Here is a 15936-nt window from a genome sequence, read left to right as displayed (position 1 = left end):
ATGTTCCGAATGCGTTCCAAATGCGTTCCAAATGCGCGTCGAGCGCGCCTCGAAGGCGCCTCGAATCACGCTCAGACATCCACCCAGCGGCGCAGCAGGTTGTGATAGATGCCGGTCAGCTGGATGATCGACGGATGCCCCGCCGCGTCCTGGTTCAAACGCTGGATGGCCACGTCCATGTCGAGCAGCAAGGCGCGCTGGCTGTCTTCGCGCACCAGGCTTTGCATCCAGAAGAACGAACTGATCCGGGCGCCGCGCGTCACGGGATTGACCTTGTGCAGGCTGGTTCCCGGATACAGCACCATGTGCCCGGCCGGCAGCTTCACGCTGCGCGGGCCGTAGGTATCGTCGACGACCAGTTCGCCGCCGTCGTAGGAATCAGGCTCGGAAAAGAACAGCGTGGCGGACAGGTCCGTGCGCACGCGTTCGCCGCTGCCGGCAATGCCGCGCACGGCGTTGTCGACGTGGTAGCCGAAAGCCTCGCCGCCTTCGTAGCGGTTGAACAGCGGCGGGAAGATCTTGCGCGGCAGGGCGGCGGACATGAACAGGTTGTTGCCCGCCAGGCGCTGCAGGATCAGGCTGCCGAGTTCCTGCGCCAGCGGATGCTGCTCCGGCAATTGGCGATTGTGCTTGACCTCGGCGGACTGGTAGCCCGCCGTGACCTTGCCATCCACCCAGTCGGCGGCCTCGAGGCGATGGCGGATGGCGGCGGCCTCGTCGGCAGTGAAAACTTCGGCGATCTGTATAAGCATGGGTTCCTGCCCGGGTTGCGGCGCGGGGCCCTGCCGCGCGCCATGCCCCGTGAATTATCCCTGCAGGCAGCCGTTGAGCGCCTGATCGAAGTCAAATAGCAGATCGGTCTCATCCTCGATGCCCACCGATACCCGGATCAGGCTGTCGGCGATACCCATCTGCTTGCGACGCTCGGCGCCCATCTCGTAATAGATGGTGTGCGCGGCGGGCAGCGCCAGGCTGCGCGTGTCGCCCAGGTGCGTCGCCATCAGCACGATGCGCAGGCGGTTCAGGAAATCGAAGCAGTCCACGCCGTCGGCCAGTTCCACGCCCAGCAGCCCGCCGAAGCGCGAACCGAACAGCGCCGCGGCGCGCGCGTGCTGCGGATGGCTGGCCAGGCCGGGGTAATGCACCTTGGCCACGCCGCGGTGCTCTTCCAGAAAGCGCGCCAGCGCCAGCGCATTGGAGCAATGCTTGGCCATGCGCAGCGCCAGCGTCTCGGCGCCCACCGCAATGCGGTGCGCGGGCTCGGCCGCCAGCGTGCCGCCCATGTCGCGCAGGCCCTTCTTCTTGATCTGGGTCAGCCCCCAGCCGGTGGACGGCCCCTTGCGATAGGCATCGTAGATGTTCGAATAATCGGCCCAGTCATACAGGCCCGTGTCGGTGACGGCGCCGCCCAGCGCATTGCCGTGGCCGCCGATGTACTTGGACAGCGAGTTCATCACCAGCGACGCGCCCACCGTCGCCGGCCGGAACATCCACGGCGAGGTCAGCGTGTTGTCCACGACGTAGACCAGCCCTTTCTCGCGGCAGATCTCGCCGATCACCGCGAGGTCGGCGACCTGGGTGCCGGGGTTGGCGATGGTCTCGGTGAACACCATGCGGGTGTTGGGCTGGATCGCCGCGCGCACCTGCGCCGAGTCGGTGGCATCGACGAAGGTGATCTCCACGCCCAGCTCCAGCAGCGTGCCCAGCAGGCTGTTGGTGTTGCCGAACACGTACTGGCTCGACACCAGATGGTCGCCACGGCGCAGCAGCGTGGTGAAGATGGCGGCCAGCGCGGCCATGCCGGTGGCGAAGCTCACCGTACCCTTGCCCGCCTCCATGTGGTTCACCTTGGCTTCCAGCGCCGTGGTGGTCGGCGTGCCCTGGCGGGCATAGGTGAAGCCCGCCTTGCCCTGGAAGACGGCGGCCAGTTCGCGCGCATCGGCGTAGGCGAATTCCGACGAAGGATGCATCGGCTTGTGCACCGCTCCGTGCTCGACGGATTGCTGGCGGTCGGAATGGAGGATCGTGGTGGTAAAGCCGTTCTGGTGCATGATGGGCGACGCGAAAGAGAAAGGGTCTACGAAAAGGAAGGCATGGCCGGCTCAGGCCTGGCGCTGGCGCACGGTTTCATACAGGCACACCGCGCTGGCCACGCTGACGTTCAAGCTCTCGACCGAACCCAGCATGGGAATGTTGACCAGTTGGTCGCAGGTCTCGCGCGTCAGGCGGCGCATGCCCTCGCCTTCGGCGCCCATGACCCAGGCCATCGGCTGGCGCGCGTCGATCCGGTGCATGCTGTCGGTCGCCTGGTCGTCGGTGCCGACCAGCCATACGCCGCGGTCCTTCAGGCTGCGCATGGTGCGCGCCAGGTTGGTGACCATCAGGTACGGCACGGTGTCGGCTGCGCCGCAGGCCACGCGCTGCACGGTGCTGTTCAGGCCCACCGCGCGGTCGCGCGGGGCGATCACGGCGTGCACGCCCGCGGCATCGGCCGTGCGCAGGCAGGCGCCCAGGTTGTGCGGATCGGTCACGCCATCCAGGATCAGCAGCAGCGGCGGGCCCTCGATCACGTCGAGCACTTCGTCCACGTCCACCGCCAGCTGGCGCTCGTCGGCCAGCGCCACCACGCCCTGGTGACGGGTGCCGCGCGCCAGGCCGTCCAGGCGCTCCATGGCGACCGGATGCAGGCGACAGCCGGCCCTCTCGGCCTGCTCGATGAACGTCTGCATGCGCTTGTCGCGGCGCGACGCTTCTACGTAGATTTCCTTGATCGACTCGGGCGCGTGGCGCAGCCGCGCGACAACCGCGTGAAACCCGGCAAGGACTTGGGTCGACGCCATAAATGCAAATACCTTTAGAGAAACGAATGCCCGCCCCGGAACGGAGCGGGCCGCCGGACAGGCCGGCCATAGGCGCAATGTTACCCCTTATGGGGCGGCCGCCCGCCCGGGCCGAAACCCGGGCGGCGCCCTGTCAGTGGCGTTTGCGCGTGGCCTTCTTGGCAGGCGCGGCGCGCTGCTGGGCGACCTTGGACGGCTTGCCGGCCTTCTTGGCCTCGGCGCGCCGCTCCTTGGCGGTCTGGCCCTTGAGCGCGGCCGGCTTGGGCGCCGCCGCCTTCTTCACGCGGCGCGGACCCTCGTCGGGACCACGCGCGGACGCCTTGCGCAAGGCATCGAAGCTGGTGCCCTGCACCAGGCGGAACTCGATGCGGCGCGCCTCCAGGTCCACGCGCGAGACCTGCACCTGGACCTTGTCGGTCAGGCGGTAGCGCATACCGGTGCGTTCGCCGCGCAGCTCGTGCAGCGCATCGTTGAACTGGAAGTACTCGCCGCCCAGCTCGGACACGTGCACCAGCCCTTCGACGTGCAGCGTATCCAGCGTGACGAAGATGCCGAAGCTGGCCACGCCGGTGACGGTGCCGCTGAAGTCCTCGCCCACGCGCTCCTTGACGAACCAGCACTTGAGCCAGGCCTCGACGTCGCGCGAGGCCTCGTCGGCGCGGCGCTCGCTGGCCGACAGCACCAGGCCCATCTTTTCCCAGATGGCGTGCTCATGCTCGCGCTGGGTGCGGCCGATGACGACCGGCTGGTCGTCCAGGCTGGGCACGTAGCGCTGCCCCGCCAGCAGGGCCTTGATGACGCGGTGCGTCAGCAGGTCCGGATAGCGCCGGATGGGCGAGGTGAAGTGGCTGTAGCCGGGATACGACAGACCGAAGTGACCCAGGTTGTCCGGACTGTAGATGGCCTGCTGCATCGAGCGCAGGCACATGGTCTGGAGCAGCTGGTAGTCGGGACGACCGCGCACGGAATCGAGGAAATCGCCGTAGTCCTTGGCCGTGGGCGTATCGCCCCCGCCCAGCGACAGGCCCATGGTGCGCAGGAACTCGCGCAGCGATTGCAGGCGCTCGGGCGTCGGGCCTTCATGGATGCGGTACAGGCCGGGATGCTTGCTGCGCGTCATGAAGTCGGCCGCGCAGGTGTTGGCGGCCAGCATGCATTCCTCGATCAGCTTGTGGGCATCGTTGCGCACCGACGGCACGATCTGCTCGATGCGCCCCAGCTCGTTGCAGACGATCTTGGTCTCGACCGTGTCGAAATCGATCGCGCCGCGCTTCTTGCGGCTCTGAGACAGCAGGTGGAACAGTTCATACAGGCTCTGCACCTGCGGCATGACGGCGCGCATGGCATGGGCCGCCGGGCCGCCGGGCTGCTGCAGCGCCGCCCAGATATTGGTGTAGGTGGTGCGGGCATGCGAGTGCATCACCGCGTTGTAGAACTGGTAGGCGGTGACCGTGCCGGCCTTGGCGCCCGAGGCCGGAATCACCATGTCGCACACCAGCACCAGGCGGTCGACGTCCGGATTCAGCGAGCACAGGCCATTGGACAGCGACTCGGGCAGCATCGGAATGACCCGGCGCGGGAAATACACGCTGGTGCCGCGCTCGAGCGCGTCGTCGTCCAGCGCGTCGCCGGGCCGCACGTAGTGGCTGACGTCGGCAATCGCCACCAGCAGGCGCCAGCCCGGCCGCTTGCGCTGGCCGGTGCCCAGTTCCACCGCCTCGCAGTAGACGGCATCGTCGAAATCGCGCGCGTCTTCGCCGTCGATGGTGATGAGCGGCACGTCGCGCAGGTCGACGCGGTCTTTCAGGTCACTCTTGCGGACCACGTCCGGCAGGCGGGCGGCCTGCTTGCGCGCGGCCTCGGAGAATTCGACGGGCACGTCGAACTTGCGCACCGCGATCTCGATTTCCATGCCGGGATCGTCGATCTCGCCCAACACTTCGGACACACGGCCCAGCGGCTGCGTGTGGCGGGTGGGCTGCTCCATGATCTCGACCGCCACCACCTGCCCATGCTGGGCGCCGTTGGTGTCGCTGGGCGGGATCAGGATGTCGTGCTTGATGCGCTGGTCTTCCGGCACCACGATGGACAGGCCGTGCTCGTGCAGGAAACGGCCCACCAGCTTGTTGGTGCGGCGCTCGATGACTTCGACGATGGTGCCTTCCGGCTTGCCGCGGTATTCGCCCGACGGCTTGACCAGCACGCGGTCGCCATGCAGCACCTTGAGCATTTCGCGCGGCGACAGGAACAGGTCCGGCCCGCCATCATCGCGCAGCAGGAAGCCGAAACCGTCGCGGTGGCCCAGCACCTTGCCCGCCACGAAGTCCAGCTTGGTGGCCAGCAGCAGCACGCCCTTGCGATTGGGCATCAATTGGCCATCGCGCTCCATCGCGCCCAGGCGGCGTTCGAATCCCACCATCGTCGCCGGACGCTCCACGCCCATGCGCTCGGCCAACTCCACCGGAGACAGCGGCGCCCCCGCGGATCGCAGCGCCTTCAGAATGGCTTCACGGGACGGGACATCGGGATCGAAGTCTGGCGGCGCTTCCGGCAACGGAGTGGATCTGTTGTTCGATTCGTTATTCGATCGTTTTGCCAAAGCTAATTTTTCCGTATATAATGCGCAGCTTCTGTGGTTCGCCCAAGGCTGAACACTGAAGCAGAAATGGTCAGACGGATTGTAGAGTGATTTTGCAATTACGCTTTGAATACATGCGCTTTAAATACATGGGAATAAAAACCTCATGCAATCGAAGTGGCAGCGTATCACAAAGTTCTGACTGGAATGTCTCAGTGCCCAGGTGGCGGAATTGGTAGACGCGCATGGTTCAGGTCCATGTGCCGCAAGGTGTGGAGGTTCGAGTCCTCTCCTGGGCACCACGGAATTTCAGCTGAGGCTGTTTGGGTTTGCGATGAAAAACATCGCCGTGAAATCAAACAGACAGCATTGGCAAAAAAGTTGAAAACCCCGGAAATCGTGAGATTTTCGGGGTTTTTGCTTTGAGCTGCGTGAATGGTCTGGCGTGAACTGCTTTGCACGGCATCAATTGCCCTGTGCCGACCCATCCGCGACCAGATTCAAAGGCCATCACAAGGATGGTGACGCCCCACCCCAACGTTAGCCCCCCCCGGACAGTATTGCTCGATCGAACAACCTTCAGCGCCAAGGCACCTTGCGATTCAGATGATGGCGCGCATACAGGTCCGCCCCCATCCCCGCGATCTGGCCATCGATCAAGGCCTCGAACGGCCGCAGCAGTTCATCGAAATTACGTGGCGCCTCCAGCGCATTGAGCGCGTGCGTCACCGCCTCGATGGTGGACAGCGCACCCGGAATGTCCGCGTGCCGCACCCGGTAGCGCGACGTCAGACCGGCCGGCAGCATCACGCGCGGCAACGCGGCCAGTTGCGGATTGATGTGCAGCAGCTTGCGCGCATGAGTCCAGGTGCCATCGGGCACAATCAATTGCACCGGCGCGCCCGTCGCGGCGGCGCACCCCGGAATCAATACCTCCGCGCCCTCGCCGGGAAACAGCACGCAGGGCGCATAGCCAGGCTCGGCCCACTGCTCATGCTGAAAGCGTTCGCCCACCAGGCGCCGCGCGCCATCCAGCCCCAACACCGCAAGCCGCGCTGTGTTCAGCGCATGGCGCGCCTCGCTCGGATGCTGCAACACCACCACACGGGTTCGCGGGAGCAGCGCCGGGATCAGGGCGCACAGGCAATGGGATTCGGGGCGCTTACAGCGCAGGCAAACAGGGCGTGACATGGGGCGACACTATAGCCAAGCCGGCCGCATCGAAAAAAAAGTGAAAAAAATGCTGCATGACTTGCACACTTCCAAAAAAGTATGCATAATCTCGTTCCTCTGCTGTTGAACACGAAACGAAACGCAGCCGGTAGCAAGAAGTCGAAAGATGGAACGCAAACTGGAAAGCGACGCGGAAGGTAAGACATCAGCGCCCAGGTGGCGGAATTGGTAGACGCGCATGGTTCAGGTCCATGTGCCGCAAGGTGTGGAGGTTCGAGTCCTCTCCTGGGCACCAATTATTACATCACGAGGTACCTGTCGTGATGCGCCAAGAAAAACCCCGTTCGCGAAAGCGTCCGGGGTTTTTTCTTTTGCGGCCCGAATGATCGGGCCGGCCTAGACAGCCGGCCGATCGTTCGCTCGTTCGCAAGCGCCTAGGCCAGCACCCGCGTCATGACGACGTGCGCGATGCCGGCTTCCATGAACTCCTCGCCTTCCACCTGGAAACCATGGGCCTCGTAGAAGCCCTTGGCGTGGGTCTGCGCATGCAGCACCAGCATGCGGTGGCCATCGCCATGGCCCTGCCCGATCAGGGCGTCGAGCAACTGGCCGCCCACGCCCAGGCCGCGTGCGCGCTTGTGCACGGCCATGCGGCCGATGTGGCCGTCGGGCAGCAGACGGCCGGTGCCCAGCGGCGTGCCGTCGGCGGCATAGGCCACGGCGTGCACCGAGACCGCATCGTCGTCATCCATCTCGACTTCGGGCGGCACGTTCTGCTCGACCACGAACACGTCGTAGCGCACCGACGACGCGTCGTCGCGCAGGCGATCCCAGGTTCCCAGGGTGATACGTACCGTCGACTTTTGTTGGTTGGCCATTTTTTTCCCTCGCGCCACTGCTGAATATGAATCCACTGTCGACATTTTCGCAGGGATGGCGCATCGGCGAAACAGGCGTACCATCGCGGCTGGCCCATTCCCGCAGCTGATCGCCATCATGCCGCAAGCCGCAACGCCCGCCTGGTTGAAATTCGCGCCCGCGCTTTTCCTGCTGCTGTGGTCCAGCGGCTTTGTCGTGCTGAAAGTGGGCCTGGCCTATGCCGACCCGATGACGTTCCTGGCGCTGCGCTATGCCTGTGTGGTGGCGCTGCTGGCGCCGTTCCTGCTGGCGTTGCGCCCGCCGCTGCCGCAAGGCGCGAGCGCCTGGGGCCACCTGGCCATGGTCGGCCTGCTGCTGCAGGCGGGCTATTTCTGTTTCACCTATCTGTCGCTCAAGCAGGGCATGTCCGCCGGCGGGCTGGCGTTGATCACGTCGCTGCAGCCCATCCTGATCGGTCTGCTGGCGCCGGTGATCGCCCACGAACGCGTCGACGCGCGGCGCTGGGCCGGGCTGGGACTGGGCGTTTCCGGCGCGGCGCTGGTCATCGTTGCCAAGGCCTCGGTCGACCTGGCCTCGACGCTCGGGCTGGTGTTCGCCGTGGCCGCCCTGCTCTGCATCACCAGCGGCACGCTGTATGAAAAGCGCTTCGGTGTGCAGACCCACCCCGTCACGTCCAACACGGTGCAATACGCCGTGGGGCTGGCGGTCACGGCGCCGCTGGCATTCTGGCTGGAACCGATGCACATCGACTGGACCCCGCCCTTGCTGGGCTCGCTGGCCTACCTGGTGGTGGGCAATTCGCTGGTCGCGATCTCCCTGTTGCTGGCCATGCTGCGCCATGGCGAGGCATCGCGCGTATCGGCGCTGTTCTTCCTGGTGCCGCCATCGACCGCGGTCATCGCGCTGCTGGTGCTGGACGAGCCGATCCCGCCGCTGGCCTGGCCCGGCATGGTGCTCGCGGCGCTCGGCATCCTGCTGGTGACGCGCTCGGCGCGCACCCCGACGACGGCGCGGCAAGTAGAATGAGCGCCCTTTCGCGCCCATTTCTCCCGCCGCCATGAATGCCGTCATCACCGCCGCCCTGCCGGTCTTTGCGCTGATCCTGACCGGATGGCTGGCGGCGCGCTGGCGCATCCTGGGGCCGGCCGCCACCGACGCCCTGAACCGCTACGTGGTCTACCTGTCGCTGCCGGCGCTGCTGTTTCGCGCCATGACCCAGGTAGACCTGGCGCACATGGCGCATTGGGGTTTCGTCGGCGCCTTTGCCGGCGGCATCGCCGTCACCTTCCTGCTGGCGTTCCTGCCGCGCAAGCGTGGACCGCGCGGATTGACCGACCGCGGCATCGAGGGACTGGCCGCCGCCTATGCCAACGCCGGCTATATGGGCATCCCGCTGTGCCTGGCGCTGTTCGGCGCCGAAAGCCTGGCGCCCGCGGCCTTCAGCACGCTGCTGACGGCCAGCGTGCTGTTCGGCTGCGCCATCGCCCTGATCGAGTTCGACCGCCAGCAGGCGCCGAGCCTGGCCGCCACGCTCGCCAAGGTAGGCCGCGCGCTGATGCGCAATCCACTGCTGGCCGCGCCCATGCTGGGCCTGGCGTGGGCCGGCACCGGGCTGGCGCTGCCCGAGGGGCTGGATCGCTACGTGTCGCTGCTGGGCGCGTCGGCCAGCCCGTGCGCGCTGGTGACCATCGGCCTGTTCCTGGCCCAGACCGAATCGGCCAGCTCCGGTCCCGGCGTGCTGCGGCTGGTGGCCGGCAAACTGCTGCTGCAGCCGGCCGTGACCGCGCTGCTGGCGTTCCAGGTGTTTTCCATGCCGCCGCTGTGGGCCTGGACGGCGGTGCTGATGAGCGCCTTGCCGATCGGCACCGGCCCCTTCATGCTGGCGCAGATGTATGGCCGCGACGCGCGCGTGACGTCCCGCGCCATCCTGGTGTCGACCGTGCTGTCGGTCGTGACCGTGAGCCTGCTGGTGGCGTGGATCAGTGCCAACCCGATCATGTGATGGCCAGCGCAGGCCAGAATATAACCATTAGTTATTAAGAAAGCGCAAATTGATTCTTTGAGAAATGTTCGACGCGCTTTAGACTGGACACCACGATGACGGGTGCGGCGACGCGCCCGTTTGCTTTTCCTTCGCCGGATTTCACCTTACCGATCCCCCCGGACTCGACCATGAGCACCAACGCCTCCACCCTGCCCCTGCCCTCGGCGCTGCCGCCGATCCAGATCAACCGCAAGCCGCTCTGGATCGCGCTGCTGCTGCTGCTGGCAGGCGCCCTGTACCTGAACCAGACCGTGAGCTGGCGCCAGGGCGCGCTGTGGATCGTCGGCGCGCTGCTGGGCGTGGCGCTGTACCACGCGTCGTTCGGCTTCACCCAGGCCTGGCGCGTGTTCGTGTCGGACCGCCGCGGCGCCGGGCTGCGCGCGCAGATGTTCATGCTGGCCCTCGGCGTATTGCTGTTCTTCCCATTCCTGGCGCAAGGCTCGCTGTTCGGCCAGCCGGTCAACGGCCTGGTCTCGCCGCCGGGCGTATCGGTGCTGCTGGGCGCGTTCCTGTTCGGCATCGGCATGCAGCTGGGCGGCGGTTGCGCCTCGGGCACGCTGTTCGCGGTGGGCGGCGGCAATACCCGCATGCTGGTCACGCTGCTGTTCTTCATCGTCGGTTCGGTCATCGCCACCGCCCAATTCGGCTGGTGGTCGACCCTGCCCGCGCTGGCGCCCACCTCGCTCATCAAGACCTGGGGCCTGGCGCCCGCCATCATCGCCAACCTGGCGGTGTTCGCGCTGATCGCCTGGGTCGCCACCAAGCTGGAAAAACGCCGCCACGGCCATGTGATCTCGTTCGCCTCGCGCACCGCGCGCCCGACGTCGCTGTTGCAGGGGCCCTGGCCGCTGATCTGGGGCGGCGTGGCGCTGGTGGCGCTGAACTTCGCCACGCTGGCGCTGGCCGGCCGCCCCTGGGGCATCACCTCGGCGTTCGCGCTGTGGGGCGCCAAGGCGCTGGACGCGATGGGCGGCGACGTGGCCACCTGGGCCTACTGGAGCAAGCAGGCCGCGCTGGGCGCGCCGCTGCGCCAGGACGTGACCACGGTGATGGACATCGGCCTGATGCTGGGCGCGCTGGCCGCGGCCAGCGCCGCCGGCAAGTTCGCGCCGGTCTGGAAGGTGCCCGCGCGCTCGCTGGCCGGCGCCGTCATCGGCGGCCTGCTGCTGGGCTACGGCGCGCGCCTGGCTTTCGGCTGCAACATCGGCGCCTACTTCAGCGGCATTCTGTCGGGCAGCCTGCACGCCTGGCTGTGGCTGCCGGCGGCATTTGCCGGCAGCGCCCTGGGCGTGCGCCTGCGCCCGCTGTTCGGTCTGGCGGTCGAAAAGACGCCCGCGGCATCCAGCTGCTGAGAAACACTGTTCCAGCAACGGCCCCCTGACCAGGGGGCTTTTTTACGTCCGCGGCCCGCAGAGCCAGCACTGGCGCCGTTTCCACGTCCCCACGCCGGCCCGTGGCGGCTGCCGGGCCGCACGACCCGTTTACCGGTTTTACAGCCGCCCTGGTGTATGGTTGCTGCATTCCGCAATACGGAGATGGACATGCAATGGATTGCCGGCCGCTACACGGCCTTTATCTTGACCCTGGTGGCCGCGGCCGCGACCACCATCCTGGTGTTCACGGATTCGTACTGGTGGCTGTGGGCCGCCGTGCCGCTGGTGCTGTTGAGCCTGCTGGGCGTGTACGACCTGATCCAGACGCGCCACGCCATCCGCCGCAACTATCCGGTGCTGGGCAACCTGCGCTTCCTGTTCGAATTCATCCGCCCCGAGATCCGCCAGTACTTCCTGGAAGACGACACCCAGGCCTCGCCGTTCTCGCGCGCGCAACGCTCCATCGTGTACCAGCGCGCCAAGCGCGAGATCGACAAGCGCCCCTTCGGCACCCAGGAAGACGTCTACGGCGATCGCTACGAGTGGATCAACCATTCCATGTCGCCCACCCATATCGGCGACACCGATTTCCGCGTGACCGTGGGCGGCCCGGACTGCGCACAACCGTACGCAATGTCCGCCTTCAACGTGTCTGCCATGAGCTTTGGCGCCCTGTCGGCCAACGCGGTGCTGGCGCTGAACGAAGGCGCGCGGCAAGGCAACTTTGCGCATGACACGGGCGAAGGCGGCATCAGCCGCTACCACCGCCAGCCGGGCGGCAGCCTGGTGTGGAACATCGGCTCGGGCTATTTCGGCTGCCGCGACGAACACGGCGCCTTTTCCGAGGAAGCCTTCGTCAGGAACGCCTGTACGCCACAGGTGAAGATGATCGAGATCAAGCTGTCGCAGGGCGCCAAGCCGGGCCACGGCGGCATCCTGCCGGCCGGCAAGGTCACGCCGGAAATCGCCGAAGCGCGCGGCGTGGCGCCCTGGCAGGACTGCAACTCGCCGGCCAGCCATTCGGCCTTCGATACGCCCATCGGCCTGATGAAGTTCGTCGCCCGCCTGCGCGAGCTGTCCGGCGGCAAACCGGTGGGCTTCAAGTTCTGCGTCGGCCACCCGTGGGAATGGTTCGCGATCGTCAAGGCCATGCTGGAAACCGGCATCACGCCGGACTTCATCGTGGTCGATGGCGCCGAAGGCGGCACCGGCGCCGCGCCGGTTGAGTTCGTCGACCATGTCGGCACCCCGCTGCGCGAAGCGCTGCGCCTGGTGCACAACACCCTCATTGGCGTGAACCTGCGCGACCGCATCAAGCTGGGCGCCTCGGGCAAGATCATCACCGCGTTCGACATGGCCCGCGTCATGGCCATGGGCGCGGACTGGTGCAACGCCGCGCGCGGCTTCATGTTCGCCATTGGCTGCATCCAGGCCCAGGCCTGCCACACCGGCAAGTGCCCCACCGGCGTCACCACCCAGGATCCGCTGCGCCAGCGCGCCCTGGTGGTGCCGGACAAGGCCGAGCGCGTCGCCAACTTCCACAAGAACACGCTGCACGCGTTGGCCGAACTGCTGGCCGCCGCCGGCCTGACCCATCCCGGCCAATTGCGCCCGCACCACATCGCCCGCCGCATTTCGTCCAGCGAGATCCGGCTGCTGTCGGCGCTGTTCCCCGAACTGGCACCCGGCGAACTGCTGCGCGGCGAGTTCCGCCACCAGGTGTTCCGTACCGGCTGGTCGATGGCGCGCGCCGATTCGTTCCAGCCGACCCACGACATCAGCACCGCGCTGGCGCAGGAACACGCCATGGCGCATCCGCCCCATCCCGCGACGGCCTGAATCGCGCGCAACGCCGCACGGCGCGGCGGCGCTAGAGCCAGCGCTCGAACATCCGTGAAAAGAATTCCATGAAGCGGTCATCCACGCCCCGGGCCCGCCAGGCCTCGGGCGTGATGCGCACCGACTCGGCAACATCGCGCTGGAACAGGGCCTCCATCTCGGCGGCAAACTCCGGCCCCAGCACCACCGCGTTGACCTCGTAGTTCAAGGCGAAGCTGCGCCAGTCCATGTTGCTCGACCCGACCGTGGACCAGACACCGTCGACCACCGCGGTCTTGGCGTGCAGCAACGCGTCGCGCCGCTCGTAGAGCTTCACGCCGGCATCCAACAATTTGCCGTAGTGCGAACGGCCGGCGTTGAACACCAGCGAGGAGTCGCTGAAGCCGGGCAGCACCAGCACCACGTCCACGCCGCGTTGCGCGGCCGCGGCCAGCGCGTCGACAAAGGCCGGGTCCGGCACGAAGTACGCCATGGTGATGTGGATGGATTGCTGCGCGCTCTCGAATGCGGACATCAACGTCAGATAGACGGTGTAGCCATCGCTGCGATCGGGCTGGTTGGCCAGGATCCGCACCCGCGTCGATCCCGACGGCGGCGCGATCGCCTCGCCGCCGCCCCGCAGCGGTTCCTTGGCCTGTGATTGCCAGCCGTCGCGGATCACGGCTTCCAATTGCGCCACGGCCGGACCCTCGATACGCAGGTGCGTATCGCGCCAGGGCGCGGCACGGGCGTCGGCGCGCCGGGCATCGGCGCCACTGCCCACGCCCCCGGAGCCGCCACTCCCGCTGGCCGGCGAAGATGCGTACACGTCGCTGACGTTGATCCCTCCGAGATAACCCACCTTGCCATCGACCACCAGGATCTTGCGATGATTGCGCTGGTTCGGAGACCAGCCGGCCCGGCTGCCGTTGACGGGGCTCACCGGATTGAACACCGCGACCTGCACGCCCGCGTCGCGCAGGCGCTGGAACAAGGCATCCGGCGTCTTGATGGTGCCCACGGCATCCACCATCAGCGCCACGTCGGCGCCGCGGTTGCGCGCCGCGATCAGGGCTTCGGCGAAGCGCGCGCCTTGCGCGTCGTCGTCGAAGATATACGTCTCCATGTGCACGTAATGTCGCGCCTGCGCGATCGAGCGCAGCATGGCCTGGTAAGTGCCGGGGCCATCGGCCAACAGGCGCACGCGATTGCCGGCCGTCAGGGGCGCGCCGCTGACGGCCTCTTCGACCGCGAGGTGCCGGGCCAGGAAATCACGGTTGGCATTGCGCGGATCCGCCGCGATGGCCTGGCCGCGGCGATAGCTGTCCTGCGCCGCATCGGTGGACAGGCCCGCTTGCGCCTTGCGCGCCGCGCGTTCCTGGGCGTCGGGCACGCTGGCGCAGGCGGCCAGCAGCGCGGCGCAACATGCCAACGCCCACGCTCGCGCCCACCGGCACCACCCGCGCCCAGGGACGGCCGGGCCGGACCTGCCCGGCGACGGCGCCGCAGGCGGCCTCATGGCATCGCGGCTCAGCGCCGGTTGGCCAGCAGGCAGCAACCCAGCAGCACGCCCACCAGCGTCGCCACGCCGACCGACTTCCATGCATTTTCGTGCACGTATTCATCGGCGTAGGCCTTGGCCCGGCGCGCCCGCTCCCGGGCTGCGCCTTCCCAATCGCCAGCGGATTCACGCGCCTCGGCCAGTTGACGCTTCAGGCGCGTGCGCGCCGCTTCGATTTCGGAGCCGGTATACGAGGCCGTGGAACGCAACAGGTCTTCGGTGCCGGCAAGCAGTTCGTGCAGGCTGTCGCTCACGCGGTCGCGGTGCAGGGCCATTTCGGCGCGTTGGTTCTTTCGATTCATAGTCGCTCCTTATTGCTTGTCGATCGTTGAGCTTCCCGGCTGGCCGCCTGCCCGGCATGGCGCCGGACCAGGTTGGGCATGCTGCTGCGCCGGGCCATGGAACCATTGTGGCCATTCCCGCCGCGCTGCGCCCGAGCTTTCGCAACCAGCCGTTAACCGATATTTCAGTGGCGCGGCGCTTGCTGAGGAGCTTGCGCCTGGAGGGAACCGTACGCAACGCCATTGGCCGCCGGCCGGCATGGCAGCCCTCCGGGTGCGCGCCCAATTTCGTAAAAGTCCATTGCATTTCAGGGGCTTAGACTTGACACCAGAACCCCTCTGGCGGCCACAATAAGCCTTTGCAATGCGCTTCACCCGCCTCAAAAAGGAACTGAACGCATGGTCTCTCCTTCCGCACTTCTTGCCGACGCCGCGCCGCGATTCCTGGCGCCGCAACCGCAACCCGCCGGCGCCGAGCAGCGCGAACTGCACGCGGGATTGCGCGATCGCCCCGCCCATATCGACCCCAAGTTCCTCTACGATGCGCTCGGCTCGTCGTTGTTCACCGCCATCACGCAGTTGCCGGAGTACTACCCGACCCGCTGCGAAGCCGAGATCTTCGAACGCCATGGCGCGGACATCGCCCGCCACATCGGCCCGGTCCAGGCCATGATCGACCTGGGCGCGGGCGACTGTGCCAAGGCGGAGCGCCTGTTTGCCAGCCTGCGCCCTCGACACTACGTCCCGATCGACATTTCCGCCGACTACCTGCAATCGGCGGTGCGCCGGCTGCGGCTGTCGTATCCCGAATTGCGCATCACGCCGATCGGCCTGGACTTCTCCCAGGCACTGGCGCTGCCGGCCGACATCGCCACGGAGCAGCGCCTGTTCTTCTATCCCGGCTCCAGCATCGGCAATCTCGACCCGGAGGCGGCGCTCGCCATGCTGCGACGGATCCATGGCCAATGCGCCGGCGGCGGACTGCTGGTGGGTGTCGATCGCGTCAAGCCCAGGCAGGTCCTGGAACCGGCCTACGACGACGCCCTGCACCTGACCGCGGCCTTCAACCTGAATCTGCTGCGCCACGTCAATAGCGTGCTGGGCACGGATTTCAATGTCGATGACTGGCGCCACGTGGCGCTGTTCAACAGCGACCGTTCGCGCATCGAAATGCACCTGGAGGCGCGTCGGGCAACCACCGTCAGCTGGCCCGGCGGCGAGCGTCACTTCGCCGCGGGCGAACGCATCCACACAGAGAACTCCTACAAGTTCAGCCCACCGGCATTCACCCGCCTGCTGCAGGACGCGGGCTATCACAGCACCGAGCACTGGTCGGACGCCCGCGGCTGGTTTTCGGTTTTCAGCGCCCGCGCCTGATGCGGCGCCCCC

The 15936-nt window shown here is 66.9% G+C and carries 13 protein-coding genes and 2 tRNA genes; 7 read left to right on the top strand and 8 right to left on the bottom strand.

All coding sequences use genetic code 11. The annotated features are described in order from the left end of the window. Nucleotides 1-71: 71 nt before the first annotated feature. From AT699_RS09165 to rnr, 4 genes are all read right to left on the bottom strand, one after another. A complete protein-coding gene (locus AT699_RS09165) occupies nucleotides 72-752 on the bottom strand; it encodes a Fe2+-dependent dioxygenase (RefSeq protein WP_006388510.1) in 681 nt (226 codons plus the stop codon). A 54-nt stretch (nucleotides 753-806) separates the two neighbouring features. Continuing rightward, nucleotides 807-2051, bottom strand: coding sequence for a cystathionine gamma-synthase family protein (locus AT699_RS09160; protein ID WP_024068286.1), 1245 nt, complete (start codon nucleotides 2049-2051; stop codon nucleotides 807-809). 51 nt (nucleotides 2052-2102) lie between these two features. Continuing rightward, on the bottom strand, nucleotides 2103-2840 hold the full coding sequence (gene rlmB, locus AT699_RS09155) for a 23S rRNA (guanosine(2251)-2'-O)-methyltransferase RlmB (protein WP_006388508.1): 738 nt from the start codon (nucleotides 2838-2840) through the stop codon (nucleotides 2103-2105). A 133-nt stretch (nucleotides 2841-2973) separates the two neighbouring features. Continuing rightward, nucleotides 2974-5439 (bottom strand): ribonuclease R, encoded by a 2466-nt coding sequence (rnr, locus tag AT699_RS09150; protein ID WP_026384162.1) that lies wholly within the window; start codon nucleotides 5437-5439, stop codon nucleotides 2974-2976. Between the two features lie 196 nt (nucleotides 5440-5635). On the opposite strand from rnr, the gene AT699_RS09145 reads away from it, so the two are divergent. Continuing rightward, nucleotides 5636-5720: transfer RNA gene (locus AT699_RS09145), tRNA-Leu, on the top strand. A gap of 277 nt (nucleotides 5721-5997) precedes the next feature. Here AT699_RS09145 and AT699_RS09140 read toward each other — a convergent pair. Continuing rightward, a complete protein-coding gene (locus tag AT699_RS09140) occupies nucleotides 5998-6609 on the bottom strand; it encodes a tRNA-uridine aminocarboxypropyltransferase (protein ID WP_053501430.1) in 612 nt (203 codons plus the stop codon). 192 nt (nucleotides 6610-6801) lie between these two features. Between AT699_RS09140 and AT699_RS09135 the strand changes: the two genes are divergently transcribed. Then, nucleotides 6802-6886, top strand: a tRNA-Leu gene (locus tag AT699_RS09135). A 139-nt stretch (nucleotides 6887-7025) separates the two neighbouring features. Here AT699_RS09135 and AT699_RS09130 read toward each other — a convergent pair. Then, entirely contained in the window at nucleotides 7026-7469 is a 444-nt protein-coding gene (locus tag AT699_RS09130) for a GNAT family N-acetyltransferase (RefSeq protein ID WP_006388505.1), read from the bottom strand. Between the two features lie 118 nt (nucleotides 7470-7587). On the opposite strand from AT699_RS09130, the gene AT699_RS09125 reads away from it, so the two are divergent. The 4 genes from AT699_RS09125 to AT699_RS09110 all read left to right on the top strand — a co-directional run bounded on the left by AT699_RS09125 (nucleotide 7588) and on the right by AT699_RS09110 (nucleotide 12726). After that, nucleotides 7588-8496, top strand: coding sequence for a DMT family transporter (locus AT699_RS09125; RefSeq protein WP_054499394.1), 909 nt, complete (start codon nucleotides 7588-7590; stop codon nucleotides 8494-8496). A gap of 31 nt (nucleotides 8497-8527) precedes the next feature. Further along, nucleotides 8528-9472, top strand: a complete 945-nt coding sequence (locus AT699_RS09120; RefSeq protein ID WP_024068282.1) for an AEC family transporter — start codon at nucleotides 8528-8530, stop codon at nucleotides 9470-9472. A 170-nt stretch (nucleotides 9473-9642) separates the two neighbouring features. Beyond that, nucleotides 9643-10866 carry a YeeE/YedE family protein gene (locus AT699_RS09115; RefSeq protein ID WP_024068281.1) on the top strand — a complete coding sequence of 408 codons (1224 nt, stop codon included), beginning with the start codon at nucleotides 9643-9645 and terminating at the stop codon, nucleotides 10864-10866. Nucleotides 10867-11055: 189 nt separating this feature from the next. After that, the gene (locus tag AT699_RS09110; RefSeq protein ID WP_024068280.1) at nucleotides 11056-12726 is read left to right on the top strand and encodes an FMN-binding glutamate synthase family protein; all 1671 of its coding nucleotides are present in this window, start codon (nucleotides 11056-11058) and stop codon (nucleotides 12724-12726) included. A gap of 31 nt (nucleotides 12727-12757) precedes the next feature. Here AT699_RS09110 and AT699_RS09105 read toward each other — a convergent pair whose 3' ends face one another. Continuing rightward, nucleotides 12758-14137, bottom strand: a complete 1380-nt coding sequence (locus tag AT699_RS09105) for a phospholipase D-like domain-containing protein (RefSeq protein WP_024068279.1) — start codon at nucleotides 14135-14137, stop codon at nucleotides 12758-12760. A gap of 98 nt (nucleotides 14138-14235) precedes the next feature. Then, nucleotides 14236-14568, bottom strand: coding sequence for an ElaB/YgaM/YqjD family protein (locus tag AT699_RS09100; RefSeq protein WP_006388499.1), 333 nt, complete (start codon nucleotides 14566-14568; stop codon nucleotides 14236-14238). A 378-nt stretch (nucleotides 14569-14946) separates the two neighbouring features. Between AT699_RS09100 and egtD the strand changes: the two genes are divergently transcribed. Then, nucleotides 14947-15924: an L-histidine N(alpha)-methyltransferase gene (gene egtD, locus AT699_RS09095; protein WP_024068278.1), complete on the top strand. Its 978-nt coding sequence runs from the start codon at nucleotides 14947-14949 to the stop codon at nucleotides 15922-15924. The last annotated feature ends 12 nt before the right edge of the window (nucleotides 15925-15936 follow it).

Origin of the sequence: Achromobacter xylosoxidans, from assembly GCF_001457475.1 — a bacterium.
GTDB classification, from domain to species: Bacteria; Pseudomonadota; Gammaproteobacteria; order Burkholderiales; family Burkholderiaceae_B; genus Achromobacter; species Achromobacter xylosoxidans.
Note: the sequence above shows the minus strand (reverse complement) of the source record. Positions and strands in the feature narration are given on the sequence as shown.